The following is a 14,895-nucleotide window of genomic DNA, read 5'->3' as shown; positions in this document are numbered from 1 at the left end:
GGGGACCGCGATGTTGTCGACAGGACTGCCGCAGGGAGCGGTGCCCCGGCTGGAGCGGCCGGGCCCGTTGCGCGACCGGGTCTACGAGGCGCTGCTCGAACTCATCACCACGCGGGCCCTCCAGCCGGGCCAACACCTCGTCGAGAGCGAGCTCGCCGGGCACCTCGGGGTCTCCCGGCAGCCCGTGCGCGAGGCGTTGCAGCGGCTGAACACCGAGGGATGGGTCGATCTGCGGCCCGCGCAGGGGGCGTTCGTGCACGAGCCCACGGACGAGGAGGCCGACCAGCTCCTGACCGTCCGTACGCTGCTGGAGGCGGAGGCCGCCCGGCTCGCCGCCGCGAACGCGGACGGCGCCGGTGTCGCGGTCCTGGAGGAGCTGTGCGCGGAGGGCGAGCGGGCCGCGGCGAACGACGACGTGGACGGGGCGGTCGCGCTCAACGCCCGCTTCCACGCGAAGGTGACGGAGCTGGCGGGCAACGCGGTCCTCGCGGAACTCGCGGGGCAGGTCGACCGCCGGGTGCGCTGGTACTACACTCCGGTCGCACGGCAGCGCGGCCGGCAGTCGTGGATCGAACACCGCGAGCTGATCGCGGCCATCGCGGCCCGTGACGAACAGCGCGCCGCCCACCTCATGCGCGAACACACCGAGCACACACGGCGGTCGTACCACGCCCGCCCGGAGTCCTGAGCCCCAGGCCGGCCCGGCCCCCTCTTCGGCGGCCCCAGGTGAGGCGGCCCTCCCCTCGACGGGGCCGCCTCACGCGGTGCGTCGCCCTCGAGGCGGCCCGGGGGAGCGTGGGCGGCACACCGACCGAAACGGCACGAACGGCACTCGGCGCACTGGCAGACCAGGCGTGATCTCACCCATAGTGGACGAGCGGTGACCGTCGCGCGGGACGCGGCGCCACCGGCTTCCTCGAACGACGCACGACGTACGACGTCCCCGCACGGCAGTGCGAGCCGTGTGCGGGGCGGGCCCTGTTCCTCTCGCCCGTGCACCGAGAGCGGAGCTCATTCATGGCACCCACCCTCACCCTCAAATCCGGTACGTCCTGGTCCGACGCCTGGCGGCGCGCGCTGGCCGTCGCCCCCGAGGCGTTCCGGGACGACCGTGTCCTCAACCTCTGGAACTCCACCTGGCAGCCGGACGGCCGGGCCCTGCCCGCCACCAGCCCCGTCGACGGCAGCCCCATCGCCGGGCCGCCGCGCGTCGGCCGGGACACCGCCCGGCGCGCCGTGCGCGCAGCGCTGGACCAGCACCGCGCCTGGCGGCACACACCCCTGCCGGAACGCCGCGCCCGGGTCGCCGCGACCCTCGACGCCCTGACCGAGCACCGCGAACTGCTCGCCCTGCTCCTCGTCTGGGAGATCGGCAAGCCGTGGCGGCTCGCCCAGGCCGATGTGGACCGGGCGATCGACGGAGTGCGCTGGTACGTCGACGGAATCGAATCGATGATCGACGGGCGGGCCCCGCTGGACGGCCCGGTCTCCAACATCGCGAGCTGGAACTATCCGATGAGCGTGCTCGTCCACGCCATGCTGGTGCAGGCCCTGGCGGGCAACGCGGTCATCGCCAAGACCCCGACCGACGGCGGCGTCGCCTGTCTCACCCTGGCCTGTGCGCTCGCCGCACGCGAGGGGCTCCCCGTCACCCTCGTCAGCGGCAGCGGGGGCGAGCTGTCCGAGGCGCTCGTACGGGCGCCCGAGATCGGCTGCGTCTCGTTCGTCGGCGGCCGGGACACGGGTGCCGCGGTGGCCACGGCCGTCGCCGACCTCGGCAAGCGGCACATCCTGGAACAGGAGGGACTCAACACCTGGGGCATCTGGAACTACTCGGACTGGGACGCGCTCACGACGGTCGTCCCCAAACTCTTCGACTACGGCAAGCAGCGCTGCACGGCGTATCCGCGCTTCGTCGTCCAGCGCGACCTGTTCGACTCCTTCCTCGCGGCCTACCTGCCCGCGGTCCGCACACTCCGGATCGGCCACCCGCTCGCGGTGGAGCACCCCGACGACCCCCACCCGGAACTGGACTTCGGGCCGTTGATCAACGCCGCCAAGGCCAAGGAGCTGACCGACCAGGTCGCCGAGGCGATCGACCGCGGCGCGATCCCGCTGCACCGCGGCAGCGCCGCCGACGCGCGCTTCCTCCCCGGCCAGGACACCTCGGCCTACGTCCAGCCGGTCACGCTCCTCAACCCGCCCCCGTCCTCCCCGCTCCACCACGCGGAGCCGTTCGGCCCGGTCGACACGATCGTCCTGGTCGACACGGAGGCGGAGCTGCTGGCGGCGATGAACGCGTCCAACGGCGCCCTGGTCGCCACGCTGTCCACGGACGACCGCGCGACGTTCGACCGGCTGGCCCCGCAGATCCGCGCCTTCAAGACCGGCCACGGCAAACCCCGCTCCCGCGGTGACCGCGACGAGCTGTTCGGCGGCTTCGGCGCGTCCTGGCGCGGGGCGTTCGTCGGCGGCGAACTCCTGGTCCGCGCCGTGACCCAGGGCCCGGCGGGGGAGCGGCTGCCGGGCAACTTCCCCGAGTACCAGCTCATGCCGTGAGGGGCGCCCGGGTGGTGTCCGCGCACGGCGGTCACCACCCGGCGACGACCTCGTCGGCCAGCCTGCGGACGACACCCGGCGGGTAGGGCCGCGGCAGATTGAGCACGATGTGGTTCATCCCCGCGGCCACGAGTTCGCCCACGGCGGCACGCGTGGCGGCCGGGTCGTCGTACGACACCAGGAGCTGGACCGAGCGCGTGATCTCCCGCGGGTCGCGCCCGAGGTCCGCGCAGTGCGCGTCGAGCACCCGTGCGCGTTCGGCGACGAATTCCACGGTGTGGTGCGGCGGCCCGGGGATGTTCCACAGGTCCGCGTGCCCGGCGACGAGCCGCAGCAGCCGGGTCCCCCAGCCGCCGATCAGCAGCGGGGGACCGGGCCGCTGCACGGGCTTCGGTTCGCAGCGTGTCCCCCTCAGCCGGTAGTGGCGGCCATCGAAGTCGAACACGTCCCGCGTCCACATCAGCTTCAGGATCTCGACGGTCTCGCCCAGCCGCGCGATCCCCTCCGCGGGGGGAACCAGCGTGAGCCCGTACGCCTCGTACTCGGCGATCGCCGGGTTGTCCCCGGCGATCCCGCCCGCGCCGGGCGGCTGATGCGTCCCCCCGACGCCCAGCCCCACGACGAGCCGGCCACCGGAGACCACGTCCACGGTCGAGGCCATCTTGCCCAGCACGGCGGGCGGCCGGATGCGGTTGCTCGTCACGAGCACACCGAGACGCAGCCGCTCGGTCTGGGCGGCCAGCGCGGCGAGCAGGGTCCAGCTCTCGTGCGCCTGGCCGTCCTTCGGCCCGGCGAGGGGCAGCAGATGGTCCCAGAGCCAGGCGTCCTCGATCTCGGGCACGGCGTCGGCCTCCCGCCAGACGCGGCGGATGTCCTCGTAGGAGACGTGCATGGGGGCGGTCTTGATTCCGAAGCGCACCTCAGTCATGAGCAATCAGCCTAGATGATAATCAGCAATCCTGACTATCACTCGACTGTCGGAGGAGCGGCTAAAGTCGGGCCCATGGTCACCGATGAGCGTCCGGCGCCCCTGGAATCACGGCTCGGCTACCTGCTCAAGCACGCTCAGCAGCGCCTGGCCGGCCTCTCCGCCGAGGCCCTCGCCCCGTTCGGGGTGGACGGCCACGAGCTGGCCGTGCTGGCGGTGCTGGCCGGCGAGGAGCCGCTCTCGCAGGTCGAGGCGGCCGGGCGGCTCGGGGTCGACCGGACCACGATGGTGTCGCTGATCGACGGCCTGGAGGACCGCGGCCTGGTCGAACGGCGACGCAGCCCCCGGGACCGGCGCAAGAACATCCTCGAGCTGACGGCCGCGGGCGAGGACTGCCTGCGCCGCGGCGAGGAGGCACGCCGCCGGGCGGAGCGCCGCTTCCTCGCCCCACTGACCGAGACCGAGGCGGCCGCGCTCACACGGACCCTGCGACGCCTGGTCGCGAGGACCGAGGCGGAGGACCGAGCGGAGGACCGAGCGGAGGACCGAGCGGAGGACCGAGGCGGTGACGAGTGACGGCCGCCGCCGGGAAACGCAGGTGAAAGCCACTCCGAAACCTTGGTATTGTTGTCCCTGTCGCCGCGGGGGACAGCCCCGGCAAGGCGACAGACACCTGGTCCGGGTGGCGGAATGGCAGACGCGCTAGCTTGAGGTGCTAGTGCCCTTTATCGGGCGTGGGGGTTCAAGTCCCCCCTCGGACACTCCTGTAGCGATACGGAAGCGAGGGCCTCGACCTTACGGTCGCGGTCCTCGTTGCGTTGTCGTAGGTAATGGTGATGCCGAGGGCTTCGTAAAGCGGCCCCTTCTTGTCGGGGTCGGCGGCTTGGATGCGTTGTGCGATGTCTCCGAGTCTCTCAGTGATCGCCTTGATCTGGTCGGCGGTGAGGGATGATTCCTTCTTCCGGTTGACGGCGGGCAGCGCGTTGAGCTTCTTGTGCGCGGCGTCCTTGTCCCGCTGCGCGTCGTTGATCCACTGGGTGACGACGGCCGGGTCGGCTCCGGCGTCGAGGGCGGCCTGGTAGCGGGCGAGCCGCCGCTCGCATTCCTTGATCGTCTGGCGGGCCTGGGCCTGCTCGGGGGTGTGGATCGGTGCGGTGCTGGCTGCGAGGCTCGCGGCGCTGAGTGCGGCGATGGTGGCGGTGAGCCGATCCGACTCGAAGGCCCGGGCGATCCACGCATCCAGTGCCCGGCACACGATGTCTTCGCGCAGGTTGACGGTCCGCGGATGGTCGAGCCCGGGGTAGAGGGCGGCTTCTTGCTCCATGATCTGCAGCAGTGGGGTCCTCACCTGCTCATGGCACTGACCGGCGGACGGCCGCGCGGCCGTCCGCCGCCCTCGGGGCAGGCCGCAGCCGCGGCCTGCCCGAGGTGCTCTCCTGGTCGAGAACAAGCGTGAAAGGCTGTCAGGTGATCCAGACTCTTGCCGAGCTCGCCCTGATCGGTATTCCACCGCTGTGCTGGGCCGCCCTCTACCGGACCCGGGGTGTCGGGGCCGTGGTGGGCGCGGTGCTGCTGGCCGTCGCCGCGCTGCTGGGCGCGGAACTCGCCGGCCTGCTTCCGCAGCGCGCGCGGGCCGAGGCGGTGGTCGGCTACGCACCGCTGACCATTGTGGTGATATCCGTCGGCGTACTCGTCGAGCGCCGACTGCGCGGGCGCCGTCGGCGCAACGAGCGGGCACGTTCCGCCACCGTGGCGCTCAGTTGGTACGGGATGGTGGTGATGCTGCTGTTCACCCCCTACTACGTCCTCTTCGGGCTACGTGAGTCCCTGGTGCCGTCCACCGACCTGGTGCTTCCCCTGCCACCCGGCTACATGGCCACCGAGTCCTCGGGCGGCTTCGACTCCTGCGGCAGCGCGGTCTGCTCCCGCCGGCTGATCGTCACCGGGCCGCACGGGCAGCCGATCGCGGAGACCAAGGCTGTGCTGCGGGACTGGCTGACCACCCACCACGGCTGGCACCTGGACGCCGCCGGGTCGGGCACCCAGCGGGCCGGCTGGCTGCTCGACCGCCGTAGTGCCAGCGTTGATCTGGTGGTGAGCGGGCACCAGGTCTCGGTGGTACTGGCAGGCAGCGACGGTTGGCACTGAGCCGACGCGGGGCGCCAGCCCGCCGACGCGCCCGGCCAGTGGTCATCACGCCATATGACCCCTTTGTGGTATGGCTCCATGACGGCCGCGGGAACCGGAGCCTCGGCATTGATCGTCATCCCCGGCAACACCAGCCACAACAGTGGGACGGAGGCAGGCGAGGGAAACAGCGATACGGAGGACGGAATGGACACGGCACGCATACCCGCCGAGGACGAGCAGACGCGGGAGAGTGCCCCGGCACCCCACACACGCACATGGCTCGTCCGGACGAGACGCACGGCCCTCGCCCTGGTCCTCGCCGTCCTGCTGCCGCTCCTCGCCGCCGAGATCGCGCTTCGCGTGAACTACGGGGGGCGACCTGGCGGACGGCACGCACACCAGGAACCGGGACGCGATCTGGCTTGGCCACGCCTGGATCGACGGCCGCAAGAGCGACGCCGACGTCGAGGCCCTCGCCGGGCGGCTTCGCGGCACCGGCATCCGTGACCTGTACGTCCATTCGCGCTGCGGGTGCCGATTATTACGTCCGAGCTGGTCAGGCGGCATGTGTGTACTGGCGGAGGAGGCCGCCGAGTCGGTCGTGTCGACGGATGTCGAGGCGGTCCGGGCCGGTGATTGGGTCGGGGAGTGGCTCCAGGGGAGCTGCGCTGTGCAGGGTGCGGTGAGGTCGATGCTGGTTGTAGACCGACTCGAACTCCCGGAGCGCGTGGAGCAGGTGGGGCTGGTTCCAGATGAGGGTGCGGTCGAGGAGTTCGTGGCGGCAGGTCTGCACCCAGCGCTCCATGATTGAGTTCATGCGGGGTACGCGGATGCCGGTGGTGACGACCGCAATGCCCTCGGCCTCAAAGACGGCATCGAACGTGCGGGTGAACTTGCTGTCGCGGTCCCTGATCAGGTACCGGACGGTGGCGCCGGCATCCTGGAGGTCTATGACCAAGTTCCTTGCGGCCTGGGCGATCCAGTCCGCGGTGGGGTGGGCGGTCGCGCCGAGGATGCGGATACAGCGGTTGGCGTGCTCGATGACGGCGAAGACATAAAGGGTCGGTCCGTTAAGGGGAGTGACGGTGAAGAAGTCGCAGGCCAGGATCGCGTGGGCTTGGCCCCGCAGGAATGCGGCCCAGGTCTGACGGTCACGTTCGGGCGCTGGCTCGATCCCGTGGGCTCGCAGGATCTCCCAGATGGTGGAGGGTGCCACCTTGATGACGAGCACGGCGAGTTCGCCGTGGATGCGTCGGTACCCCCAGGAGCTGTTCTCGCGGGCCAGGCGCAGGACAAGGGCCTGGATGGAGCGACGGGTCGGTGGTCTGCCGGACCGCTTGCGACGGGAGGCGTCAGCGTGACGACGGCGCATGAGGTCACCGTGCCACCTCAGGACTGTCTCCGGCGAGACGATCAGATGCAGCTGCCGCAGCTTCGGCTTGGGGAGGCGGTGGAGGAGCGCGGCCAGGAAAGCGCGGTCCGCTGGGGTGACGCGCGGCCTGTCGATCTGCCGCTGCAGGACGGCCAACTGGTGGCGCAGTGTCAAGATCTCGAACTACCGCCGCTGGCCTGCGGCTTCTGTCGCCGCCAGAGGGAGCGGCGCGGCTACCCCCGTCGACCCTGGAACCGTGGCGGAATCCGAGCTGCTGAGACCCGGCGGCCCCTCTTCTCACGCCGACTGGGTCATACCGCCACCCATCGGAGGTTCCCCGCCCGCCTGTCTGGCGCGAGGGGGGTTGGGCGGTCGGTACGGACGCACTGGAACCGCTGATGAAAGTGCCCACCCCGGCAGCCGGGTCGAAGCTGGCTCGTACTCAGACCACCGCTGCCCTGTCACCGCTGCCACAAGCGCGCCGCCAAGGCTGCCACCGTCCAGAGAGCCCTGCGCGAGAAGCAGATGGTGGATCTTCTGGCCAAAGGGCATGACAACATCGCGTTCTGACCCCGTAAAAAGCCCTTCCCTGCGGATCACTGACTCCGGTACTGCTGGTCTGTTCATGCATTCGACTACGGGGAGCGGAATGAGCCAGTTCGGTGTCGACCCCGACAGGCTGACCGACCTTGCCGGGAAGTTCGACAGGGAGGCGAGGGACCTGGCGAAGCCGATCGAAGGCTTCGCGGCGACCGCCTCCGAGATCGGAGAGGCCTTCGGCCTGCTCGGCGCCTGCGACGGTGCGGCGGAGAAGTACCGGACGCTGCTGGACAGCACCGTCAAGGCACTCGGGCAGCTGCCCGGGGTGCTCACCAGCGACGGCGACCGGCTGCGTCTCAACGCCGCCAACTACCGGGACTCGGACCGGACCGCCATGGACCACCTCCGTGCCGCGACCCAGCCGGCAGGAGGCCCGGCGTGAGCATCAACAGCTGGATAGACGGCAAGGTACTGGAAATCCTCCAGGCCTGCGGGGTGGAACTCCCGGGCGGCAACGGCGCAACGCTCCGCTCGGTCGCCCGTGCCTGGGACACCATGGGCGACGAGCTGACAGAAGTCGTGCATGCCATCGACGTCCAAATCCAGGGCGTCGACAAGCAGGGCTGGCACGGCGAGGCTCGCGACGCCTTCGAGAGGCACTGGGGGGAGCAGGAGCGCGTCATCAAGGACGTCGCGCACAACTTCCACCAGGTGGCCGACGGGCTGCGGGCGTACGCCGACGAGATCGACAAGATCAACGAGGAGATCATCGACATCTGCGTCGAGATCGCCGAGATGGAGGTGGCCGGCGCGGCGCTGTCCCTCTTCACCGGCTTCCTCTCCGACCTCGTCGCGAACACGGCCATGGCCTCGCGCGTCGCCAGGATCATCGACCTGGTGAAGCTCTTCACCTCGGCCGCGGAAAAGGTGGCGGCGCTGATCGAGAGGTTCTGCGGCCTCGCCGAGAAGTCAGCCGCATTCGTAGAGAAGATGCTCACGACCGGGGCAAAGGTCCTCGGAAACTTTGCCGAGAAGGGGCTCGAGAGCTTCGCCACGAACTTCGTCGCCGACTCGGGCAGCATGATGCTCAACCAGGCGCTCAACGGCCAGCCGATCACGGTAGGAGAGGACTTCGCCACTGGCGGCAAGGAAGCTCTGGGAACGGCTGCTTTCACAGCGGGTGGCGCGTCGCTGGCCGAAGGCGCCCATCTGACGGGCGCAGTCGGCAAGGTCCTCAGCGGCGACGGCCGGGTCGGGAGCGCAGTCAACGGGGCGCTCGGCAACATCAGCGGCGGCCTGACGGCCGACGTGTGGAACCATCAGGACGGCGCGACGATCGGGTGGGACGTGGCGACGAACGCCATGACCGGAGCGACCGGAAACGCCGCCAACGACGCCCACTTCCATCACATGGAGGAACACGGCAGCCTCGGCGGCGAGAACCTCAGCGACAGGGGCAAGCTCGCCGACTCCGCGTACAAGAACTCCTTCAGCACCGGCCTCAACACAGCGGTCTACGCGGCGGGCTCAGGCATCGAGTCGGATGTCCAGAACCTGGCCAAGGACGCCGAGAAAGCGGACGAGTGATCTGTGTACGGTGAGCTGGGGAACGTGATCCTCGCGGGGGTCGCCCACAACAACCCGAATTACCACCCCGGCTGGAAGGGCTTCTTCTCGGCGCTGGTCGTCATTGCTGGGGGTGCACTCATCCTCGCGGGTGTGACCGCGGGCTTCACCACGTGGCGTCGCGCCGAGCAGCCGCGTGAAAAGGGTCTTTGGCGGGTGCTCCTTGCCACGACGGGCTGCTTCGGGGTCGTGGGCCTCGCGATCATCGCCGTCGGCGTATGGCTGTAATGAGCCGCACACCCCGTGGCCCCTTGCCGGGGGCGGCAGGGCGACAGCATGCCGAACAGCAGGCCTGCTACGCCTGAAGGGTGCCAGTATTCGCTCATCGCTGTTGACCTGCGGTGATTCGCCTGACGGGGTGATGTGGCCTCAGGCTGGGCGGCAGTACTCGTTGATGAGTCCGCCGAGGATCTTGCGACGTCGAATCGTGCCGATCTGCGGAGGAGCGACGTTGCGCCGCAGGGCGCTCTGAGGTCCAGTGATCGGTGCGATCTGCCCGCGGCAGACCCAAACCTCGGCCTACGGCGACAGTAGCCTCAGAGGTGGAGCTGCTCCTGCGCCACCGCGACCGTATCGTCGGTGGCCAAGCCCCCCTCGTGACGAGGGCCCCCACCTTACGGTCGCGGTCCTCGTTGCGTTTTCGTAGCTGATTGTGATGCCTAGGGCTTCGTAAAGTGGGCCCTTCTTGTCGGCGCTGGCCGTTTGGATACACTGTGCGATGTCTCCAGGGCTCTCAGTGATCTGCCGGATCTGTTGCGCGGCTTCCTTGTCTCGCTGTGCGTCGTTGATCCACTGCCCGGCCCACGTCGTGCACGGCCACCGCGGTCGGCTCGACGAGCGCGGCGTGGTCCAGGGCGAGGGTGCCGGGCAGCCGGACGAGTGTCGAGGCGGGCACGGTCCAGCGCTGCTGCATCGCGCCCGGCGAGTCGATGCCGATGAAGTCCAGGTGCTGGCAGACGTGCCGATGCCCGGAACGGCAGGCCGGGCAGGTGTCGTCCCAGCGCAGCGGCATCACGGTGACCGCCTCTCCGGGCGCCCAGCCCTCCACGTCCGCCCCCACCTGCGTGACCAGGCCGGACATCTCGTGCCCCAGGACGGCGGGCGTGAGGACCCGGGTATCCATGTCGCCGTGGAAGATGTGCAGATCGGTGCCGCAGATACCGACGTAGGCGGGGGCCAGTTCCACCTCGCCGGGACCGGGCGGCGCACTGAGCGCGGGAGCCGTGTCCAGGGTGCGGGCGGACGTGTAACGGACGGCGAGTGTCATTGTGTCGTCAGGGTCCCTTCAGCGCGGACGCCGATGGTCAGCAGAGGCGGATGCATGTCCCGCGCGGGTTCGTCGGCGTGCGCGATGGGTGCGCACACCGGGATGGGCGTGAGGGTCAGATGGTGTGCGTGGCGCTGTCCGCCGCCACGTCGGCTTCCTCTGACACAGCGGAGGGGAGACGGTAGAAGGCGGTCGCGGTGCCGGCGAGTACGGCGTGGATCTCGGTGTCGGAACAGCCGTCGAGCAGTTCGTCCACGGTGGCGGCCCAGCGGTTCCAGCCGCCCGCGAGGTTCGCGACCGGCCAGTCGGAGCCGAACATCAGGCGGTCGGGGCCGAAGGCGGAGAGCAGGAGGTACCACACCGGCCGGATGTCGTCGACGGTCCACTTCTCGTGGTCCGCCTCGGTGATCAGGCCCGACACCTTGCAGACCACGTGCGGGTGTGCGGCCAGCCGACACAACTGGCGTTCCCAGTCGGCCAGGTCACCGTCGGCGATCGGCGGCTTGCCGGCGTGGTCGAGTACCTGGGGCAGGTCCGGGAAGCGCTCGGCCAGCCGGATCGCCTGGTCGAGCTGGTGGCTGCGGACGAGCACGTCGTAGCAGAGCCCGCGGTCCCGGGCCGCCGCCAACCCGCGTTCGACATCGGGGCGTTGCAGCCATTCCGGATCCGTCTCGGCCTGCACGAGATGACGCAGGGAGCGCAGATATGTACCGCCCGGCTCGGCGAGCAACCCGTCGAGCCGGGCGCCGATCCCCGGTGACGTCAGGTCCGCCCAACCGACCACGGCCTCGATCAGCGGCTCCTGCTCCGCGAGGGCGAGCAGGTCTTCGGTCTCGGACACGTCCGGGATGCACTGCACGGCCACCGTGCTGTGCAGACGGCGGCCCGCGATGGGCCGGGTGGCGGTGGTACGCAGGTCACCGGGGGTGAAGGTGTGGCGGATCGGTGCCACGGCGGGGTCGTTGAGCCAGGGGTGCGAACGCTGGTCGAGGTCCCACAGGTGGTGGTGGGCGTCGATGAGGACGGGGGCGGGGGTGAAGGTCACGGCAGGTTCCAGTCGGTTCGGTCCGGTGCGGGCCGCGTCAGACGGTTGCGTCTTCGCCTGGCGGGTGGAGGTGCCAGATCTCGGTGAGTTCCGTCCACTGGCGGGAGTCGCCCCGGTCGGGCCAGGGCTCCTGGCAGGGGTCGGTGAGCTTCCACCACTCCTGGGTCTCGGGGTCGGCCTCCAGGGTGGCCATGTCGGCCTCGAAGTCGTCGCCGTGGTACTCGAAGTAGGCGAACAGCACGTCACCGTGGAGGAAGATGCTGTAGTTGCGGATGTTCGACCGGTGCAGGGCGGCTTCGACTCCGGGCCAGACGGCCGAGTGGAGTTCGAGGTACTCCTCGCGGTGCTCGGGTCGGAGCCTGATGGTCTGGGCGATGCGTTTCATGGAGTTTCTCCCTCCGTGTCCGCAGAGGACGCGTCGGCCGGGGGGTCGAACGGTGTGCGGTAGCTGGGTGTGTTGGCGCGCAGCCGGAGGCGCAGGGTGAGCCGGATGCGGGTGGAGGCGGGCAGCCGGACCGTCAGGAAGGTGCTCTCGCAGATCTGCTCCGACTCGGTGACGACGGGCTCGGTGTGGCCGTAGTCGTACATGTCACCGATCCACGTGTCGTCCTGGCAGGTGGTGTACCGGACGGTGGTGATGGTGTGCTCGGCGAAGGCGCCCGCCTGGACGATCACCGTGCGCTTCGCCTCGGGGGCGAGGTTCACCAGGTCGACGGTCGTCGCCTCGGGGTCGATGGAGGTGACCAACGCGGCCACGTCCGGGGGCAGGCCGGGGCGCCGGGCGTCGGCGTCGTGGTAGCGCAGCCGGGCCTGCTGGAGGCCGCCGTTGTAGAGCACCTGGGGTCCGCCCCAGGTCAGCTGCACGAGGGCTTCGGTGGCCACCGGGTTGCACTGCTGCCACACATGGATGTCGGCCTCGGGCACGTCCAGGTCGCGGTAGCGGTCGATGCGCCTCAGGCGGTGGCGGACCTGGGCCTGGGCGGTGGCAAGGATGCGCTCGGGGTAGCCGGGGTCGTCACCGGCGAGGAAGGCGAACCACGCCTTCTCGTGCCCGGACTCCTCCTTGGCCCGGAACGGCCGGACGGTGCGCCAGTCGATGCCGTCGGCTTCGCGCAGCCGCTCCAGCCGGGTGCGGTCGGCGGCGGAGGCCGTGTGGTGCCACAGTGCCACCGGTACGGGCAAGGTGGCCGGGTTGTAGTCGAACCAGCCCGAGTCGTTGTGGCGGAACGGCAGGTGCGGTGTGGGCGTGTGGACGTCGTCGGGGCCGAGTTCGACCGCCCACTTGGAGGGGAGGCTGGAGTCCGCCTCGCTGTGGGGCATCACCTTGGCGTGGCCGATGAGGGTGTCGAGGGAGGTCGCGACCATGGAGAGGTAGTCGTCGTCGCCGGTGACCGTGGCCGCCGCGAGCGCCGCCACACAGGCCGCGTGGCCCACGCTGTGCCAGCCGTGCGGCCAGGACCAGCCGTAGTGGCCGCCGTACCAGCGGCCCTCCAGCAGGCCGCCGACGACGCCGTCCGGGTCGGCGTTGTCCGGGATGAGACCGCCGTTCGCTTCGGTGCGCTCCCGCCAGGCGCCCACGTACTGGACGATCCAGTCGCGGTAGCGGTCCTCGCCGGACAGGATCCAGGCGTTGAGGACCAGTCCCGCCGCGGCGAGATTGACCGCCGTGTCGCCGGCGCCCATCCGGTCCCGCATCTGCGCGCCGAGACGCGGATCCTCCGAGAGCGGGTACGGGCCGCCGGCCGCCTCGGGTATCCAGTCCAGCGGGAAGCCGTACGTCTCCGCTTCCTTCTCCAGCCAGGGATAGACGTCGCCGTCGAACAGGCCCCGGCGGTCGGGGTCGCTGCCGTTGTGCGGGCGGGTGATGACGCGGTGCTCGGGGTCGTAGTTGCCCTTGGCCGGGTCGACGTACAACTCGGCGAAGCGCAGGGCGCGCTCACGCCAGCGGTCGGGGGCGGCCATGCACAGGAAGTAGAGCAGGAGCAGGCTCTCTCCTTGGTGGAACCAGTCGTAGCCGCGCTCGAACTCGTCGCGCAGCATGCCCAGTTCGGTGAGCTGCCGGGTCACGCCCTCCCAGTGCCGCTCACTGGCGGGCAGCAGGTCGTCGGCGCCGCCGAGGAGATACAGCTGGGGCCAGTTGAAGAACACCTCGTAGAAGTCGTCCACGCCGTCACGGGTGGTCAGCCGGCCGGTGTAGTTCAGCCGTCCGTCCGGACCGGTGAAGTCGCGGGTGAAGCGCCGCCAGGCGTGGTCGAGCAGGTCGAACAGGGCCCGTTGGGCCACGGCCCAGCCGGGTGGTTCGAGCAGCGGCACCCGCGCCTCGATCTCGGGTGGCGCGACCGGCTGGTCGCAGGGGGCGTCCTCGCCCGAGGTGCGGCTGGCGGAGCTGAAGCTCATGGGAGATCTCCGTTCGGGGCGGGCGGCGGGGACGGCGCACGCCGGTGACGACGGTCGGCGGACTGGGCCTGTGTCATTCCTTCGTGGCGCCGGCGAGCATCCCGCTGACCAGGAAGCGCTGGGCGAAGAGGAAGACGATCAGCACGGGCGTGATGGCCACGAGCGTCGCCAGAGCCAGCTCCGGCCGCTGGATCGCCAGGTCGCCGACGGCCGGGTTGAAGGACGGCACGTTGCTGAGCAGGTTGCCGACGCCCACCTGGATGGGCATCTGGCTGCTCTCGGGGAGCATCACGTAGGGCAGGAAGTAGTTGGTCCAGTTGGCGACGAAGCTGAAGAAGCCCACGAGCGCGATGACCGGGGTCGCCAGCGGCAGCGCGATGTGCCGGAAGACGCCGAACTCCGAGCAGCCGTCCATCCGTGCCGCGGCCAGCAGGTCCTTCGGCACAGCGGTGGTGAAGTAGATGTACGTCAGGTACACGCCGAACGGGTAGAACGAGTACGGCAGGATGATCGACCACATCGTGCCGATCAGGTGCACCGCGTTGATCTCCAGGAACAACGGCACCACCAGCGTGGCGTTCGGCATGAGCATCACGACCAGCGTCGAGACCAGCAGGGTGTGCCGGCCGCGGAACTCGGTCATCGCCAGGGCGTATCCCGCGGGAATGGCGACACCGAGAGTGATGACCAGCGAGATCACCGCGTAGAGGGCCGAGTTGCCCAGCCACTGCATGATGGCGTTGTCCTGGAACGCCGTGAGCGCGTCCCAGTTGGCTTTCAGCGCGTGCCATGACCCGAAGGAAAGCGGGTTGTCGTGGACCAGTTGCTGGTCGGTCTTGGTCGCCGCGAGGACGAGCCACAGCACCGGCAGCACGAAGAAGGCGAGGAACACGGCCAGTACGGATCCGGTCAGCAGCTGTGATGCCACACGCCGCTGCGGACGGGGACGCCGCCGCACCGGAGCCCGGTGCTGCGTTCGGCTCATGACGCTTGGTTCCCCTTCCGCATGTGGGGTGGCGGCAACCGGGAAG

General features: G+C 70.0%; 14 protein-coding genes, 1 tRNA gene and 2 pseudogenes. 9 read left to right on the top strand and 8 right to left on the bottom strand.

Translation table 11 applies throughout. The annotated features are described in order from the left end of the window. Positions 1 to 10: 10 nt before the first annotated feature. Together ACZ4SW_RS34240 and ACZ4SW_RS34235 are read left to right on the top strand one after the other, a co-directional pair. Positions 11 to 688, top strand: coding sequence for a GntR family transcriptional regulator (locus ACZ4SW_RS34240; RefSeq protein ID WP_468252985.1), 678 nt, complete (start codon positions 11 to 13; stop codon positions 686 to 688). A gap of 329 nt (positions 689 to 1,017) precedes the next feature. Next, the gene (locus tag ACZ4SW_RS34235; RefSeq protein WP_468252984.1) at positions 1,018 to 2,559 is read left to right on the top strand and encodes an aldehyde dehydrogenase family protein; all 1,542 of its coding nucleotides are present in this window, start codon (positions 1,018 to 1,020) and stop codon (positions 2,557 to 2,559) included. Between the two features lie 31 nt (positions 2,560 to 2,590). On the opposite strand, the gene ACZ4SW_RS34230 is transcribed toward ACZ4SW_RS34235, so the two are convergent. Further along, on the bottom strand, positions 2,591 to 3,487 hold the full coding sequence (locus ACZ4SW_RS34230; RefSeq protein ID WP_468252983.1) for an LLM class flavin-dependent oxidoreductase: 897 nt from the start codon (positions 3,485 to 3,487) through the stop codon (positions 2,591 to 2,593). A 75-nt stretch (positions 3,488 to 3,562) separates the two neighbouring features. On the opposite strand from ACZ4SW_RS34230, the gene ACZ4SW_RS34225 reads away from it, so the two are divergent. Both ACZ4SW_RS34225 and ACZ4SW_RS34220 read left to right on the top strand, forming a co-directional pair. After that, positions 3,563 to 4,063, top strand: a complete 501-nt coding sequence (locus ACZ4SW_RS34225; RefSeq protein WP_468252982.1) for a MarR family winged helix-turn-helix transcriptional regulator — start codon at positions 3,563 to 3,565, stop codon at positions 4,061 to 4,063. Between the two features lie 100 nt (positions 4,064 to 4,163). Continuing rightward, positions 4,164 to 4,248 (top strand) — tRNA-Leu (locus ACZ4SW_RS34220). Here the strand turns inward: ACZ4SW_RS34220 and ACZ4SW_RS34215 are convergent. Next, positions 4,230 to 4,835, bottom strand: coding sequence for a hypothetical protein (locus tag ACZ4SW_RS34215; RefSeq protein ID WP_468252981.1), 606 nt, complete (start codon positions 4,833 to 4,835; stop codon positions 4,230 to 4,232). The two genes, ACZ4SW_RS34220 and ACZ4SW_RS34215, sit on opposite strands and share 19 nt — an antisense overlap. Positions 4,836 to 4,954: 119 nt before the next feature. Here ACZ4SW_RS34215 and ACZ4SW_RS34210 point away from each other — a divergent pair, with 119 nt between their 5' ends. Next, entirely contained in the window at positions 4,955 to 5,635 is a 681-nt protein-coding gene (locus tag ACZ4SW_RS34210) for a hypothetical protein (protein ID WP_468252980.1), read from the top strand. Positions 5,636 to 5,821: 186 nt separating this feature from the next. Beyond that, positions 5,822 to 6,140 (top strand): annotated as a pseudogene (locus ACZ4SW_RS34205) (hypothetical protein); the annotation flags it as partial. Between the two features lie 33 nt (positions 6,141 to 6,173). Here ACZ4SW_RS34205 and ACZ4SW_RS34200 read toward each other — a convergent pair. Then, complete coding sequence (locus ACZ4SW_RS34200; RefSeq protein WP_468253011.1) at positions 6,174 to 7,166, bottom strand: integrase core domain-containing protein; 993 nt, start codon at positions 7,164 to 7,166, stop codon at positions 6,174 to 6,176. Between the two features lie 472 nt (positions 7,167 to 7,638). On the opposite strand from ACZ4SW_RS34200, the gene ACZ4SW_RS34195 reads away from it, so the two are divergent. The 3 genes from ACZ4SW_RS34195 to ACZ4SW_RS34185 are packed head-to-tail and all read left to right on the top strand — an operon-like array spanning position 7,639 to position 9,383. After that, positions 7,639 to 7,971 carry a WXG100 family type VII secretion target gene (locus ACZ4SW_RS34195; protein WP_468252979.1) on the top strand — a complete coding sequence of 111 codons (333 nt, stop codon included), beginning with the start codon at positions 7,639 to 7,641 and terminating at the stop codon, positions 7,969 to 7,971. Beyond that, a complete protein-coding gene (locus tag ACZ4SW_RS34190) occupies positions 7,968 to 9,116 on the top strand; it encodes a WXG100 family type VII secretion target (protein WP_468252978.1) in 1,149 nt (382 codons plus the stop codon). Before ACZ4SW_RS34195 ends, ACZ4SW_RS34190 begins: the two co-directional genes overlap by 4 nt. A 3-nt stretch (positions 9,117 to 9,119) precedes the next feature. Next, the gene (locus tag ACZ4SW_RS34185) at positions 9,120 to 9,383 is read left to right on the top strand and encodes a hypothetical protein (protein WP_468252977.1); all 264 of its coding nucleotides are present in this window, start codon (positions 9,120 to 9,122) and stop codon (positions 9,381 to 9,383) included. Positions 9,384 to 9,948: 565 nt separating this feature from the next. On the opposite strand, the pseudogene ACZ4SW_RS34180 reads toward ACZ4SW_RS34185, so the two are convergent. From ACZ4SW_RS34180 to ACZ4SW_RS34160, 5 genes and pseudogenes are all read right to left on the bottom strand, one after another. After that, positions 9,949 to 10,422, bottom strand: a pseudogene (locus tag ACZ4SW_RS34180) (alcohol dehydrogenase catalytic domain-containing protein); the annotation flags it as partial. A 115-nt stretch (positions 10,423 to 10,537) separates the two neighbouring features. Further along, positions 10,538 to 11,467 carry an amidohydrolase family protein gene (locus tag ACZ4SW_RS34175; RefSeq protein ID WP_468252975.1) on the bottom strand — a complete coding sequence of 310 codons (930 nt, stop codon included), beginning with the start codon at positions 11,465 to 11,467 and terminating at the stop codon, positions 10,538 to 10,540. A 37-nt stretch (positions 11,468 to 11,504) separates the two neighbouring features. Further along, complete coding sequence (locus tag ACZ4SW_RS34170; RefSeq protein WP_468252974.1) at positions 11,505 to 11,852, bottom strand: L-rhamnose mutarotase; 348 nt, start codon at positions 11,850 to 11,852, stop codon at positions 11,505 to 11,507. Continuing rightward, positions 11,849 to 13,864: a DUF8034 domain-containing protein gene (locus tag ACZ4SW_RS34165; protein ID WP_468252973.1), complete on the bottom strand. Its 2,016-nt coding sequence runs from the start codon at positions 13,862 to 13,864 to the stop codon at positions 11,849 to 11,851. The genes ACZ4SW_RS34170 and ACZ4SW_RS34165 overlap by 4 nt, the downstream gene beginning before the upstream one ends. 73 nt (positions 13,865 to 13,937) lie before the next feature. Beyond that, entirely contained in the window at positions 13,938 to 14,792 is an 855-nt protein-coding gene (locus tag ACZ4SW_RS34160) for a carbohydrate ABC transporter permease (RefSeq protein WP_468252971.1), read from the bottom strand. Positions 14,793 to 14,895 lie beyond the last annotated feature (103 nt).

The sequence above is a fragment of the Streptomyces sp. NPDC028331 genome (genome assembly GCF_055565775.1).
Note: the sequence above shows the minus strand (reverse complement) of the source record. Positions and strands in the feature narration are given on the sequence as shown.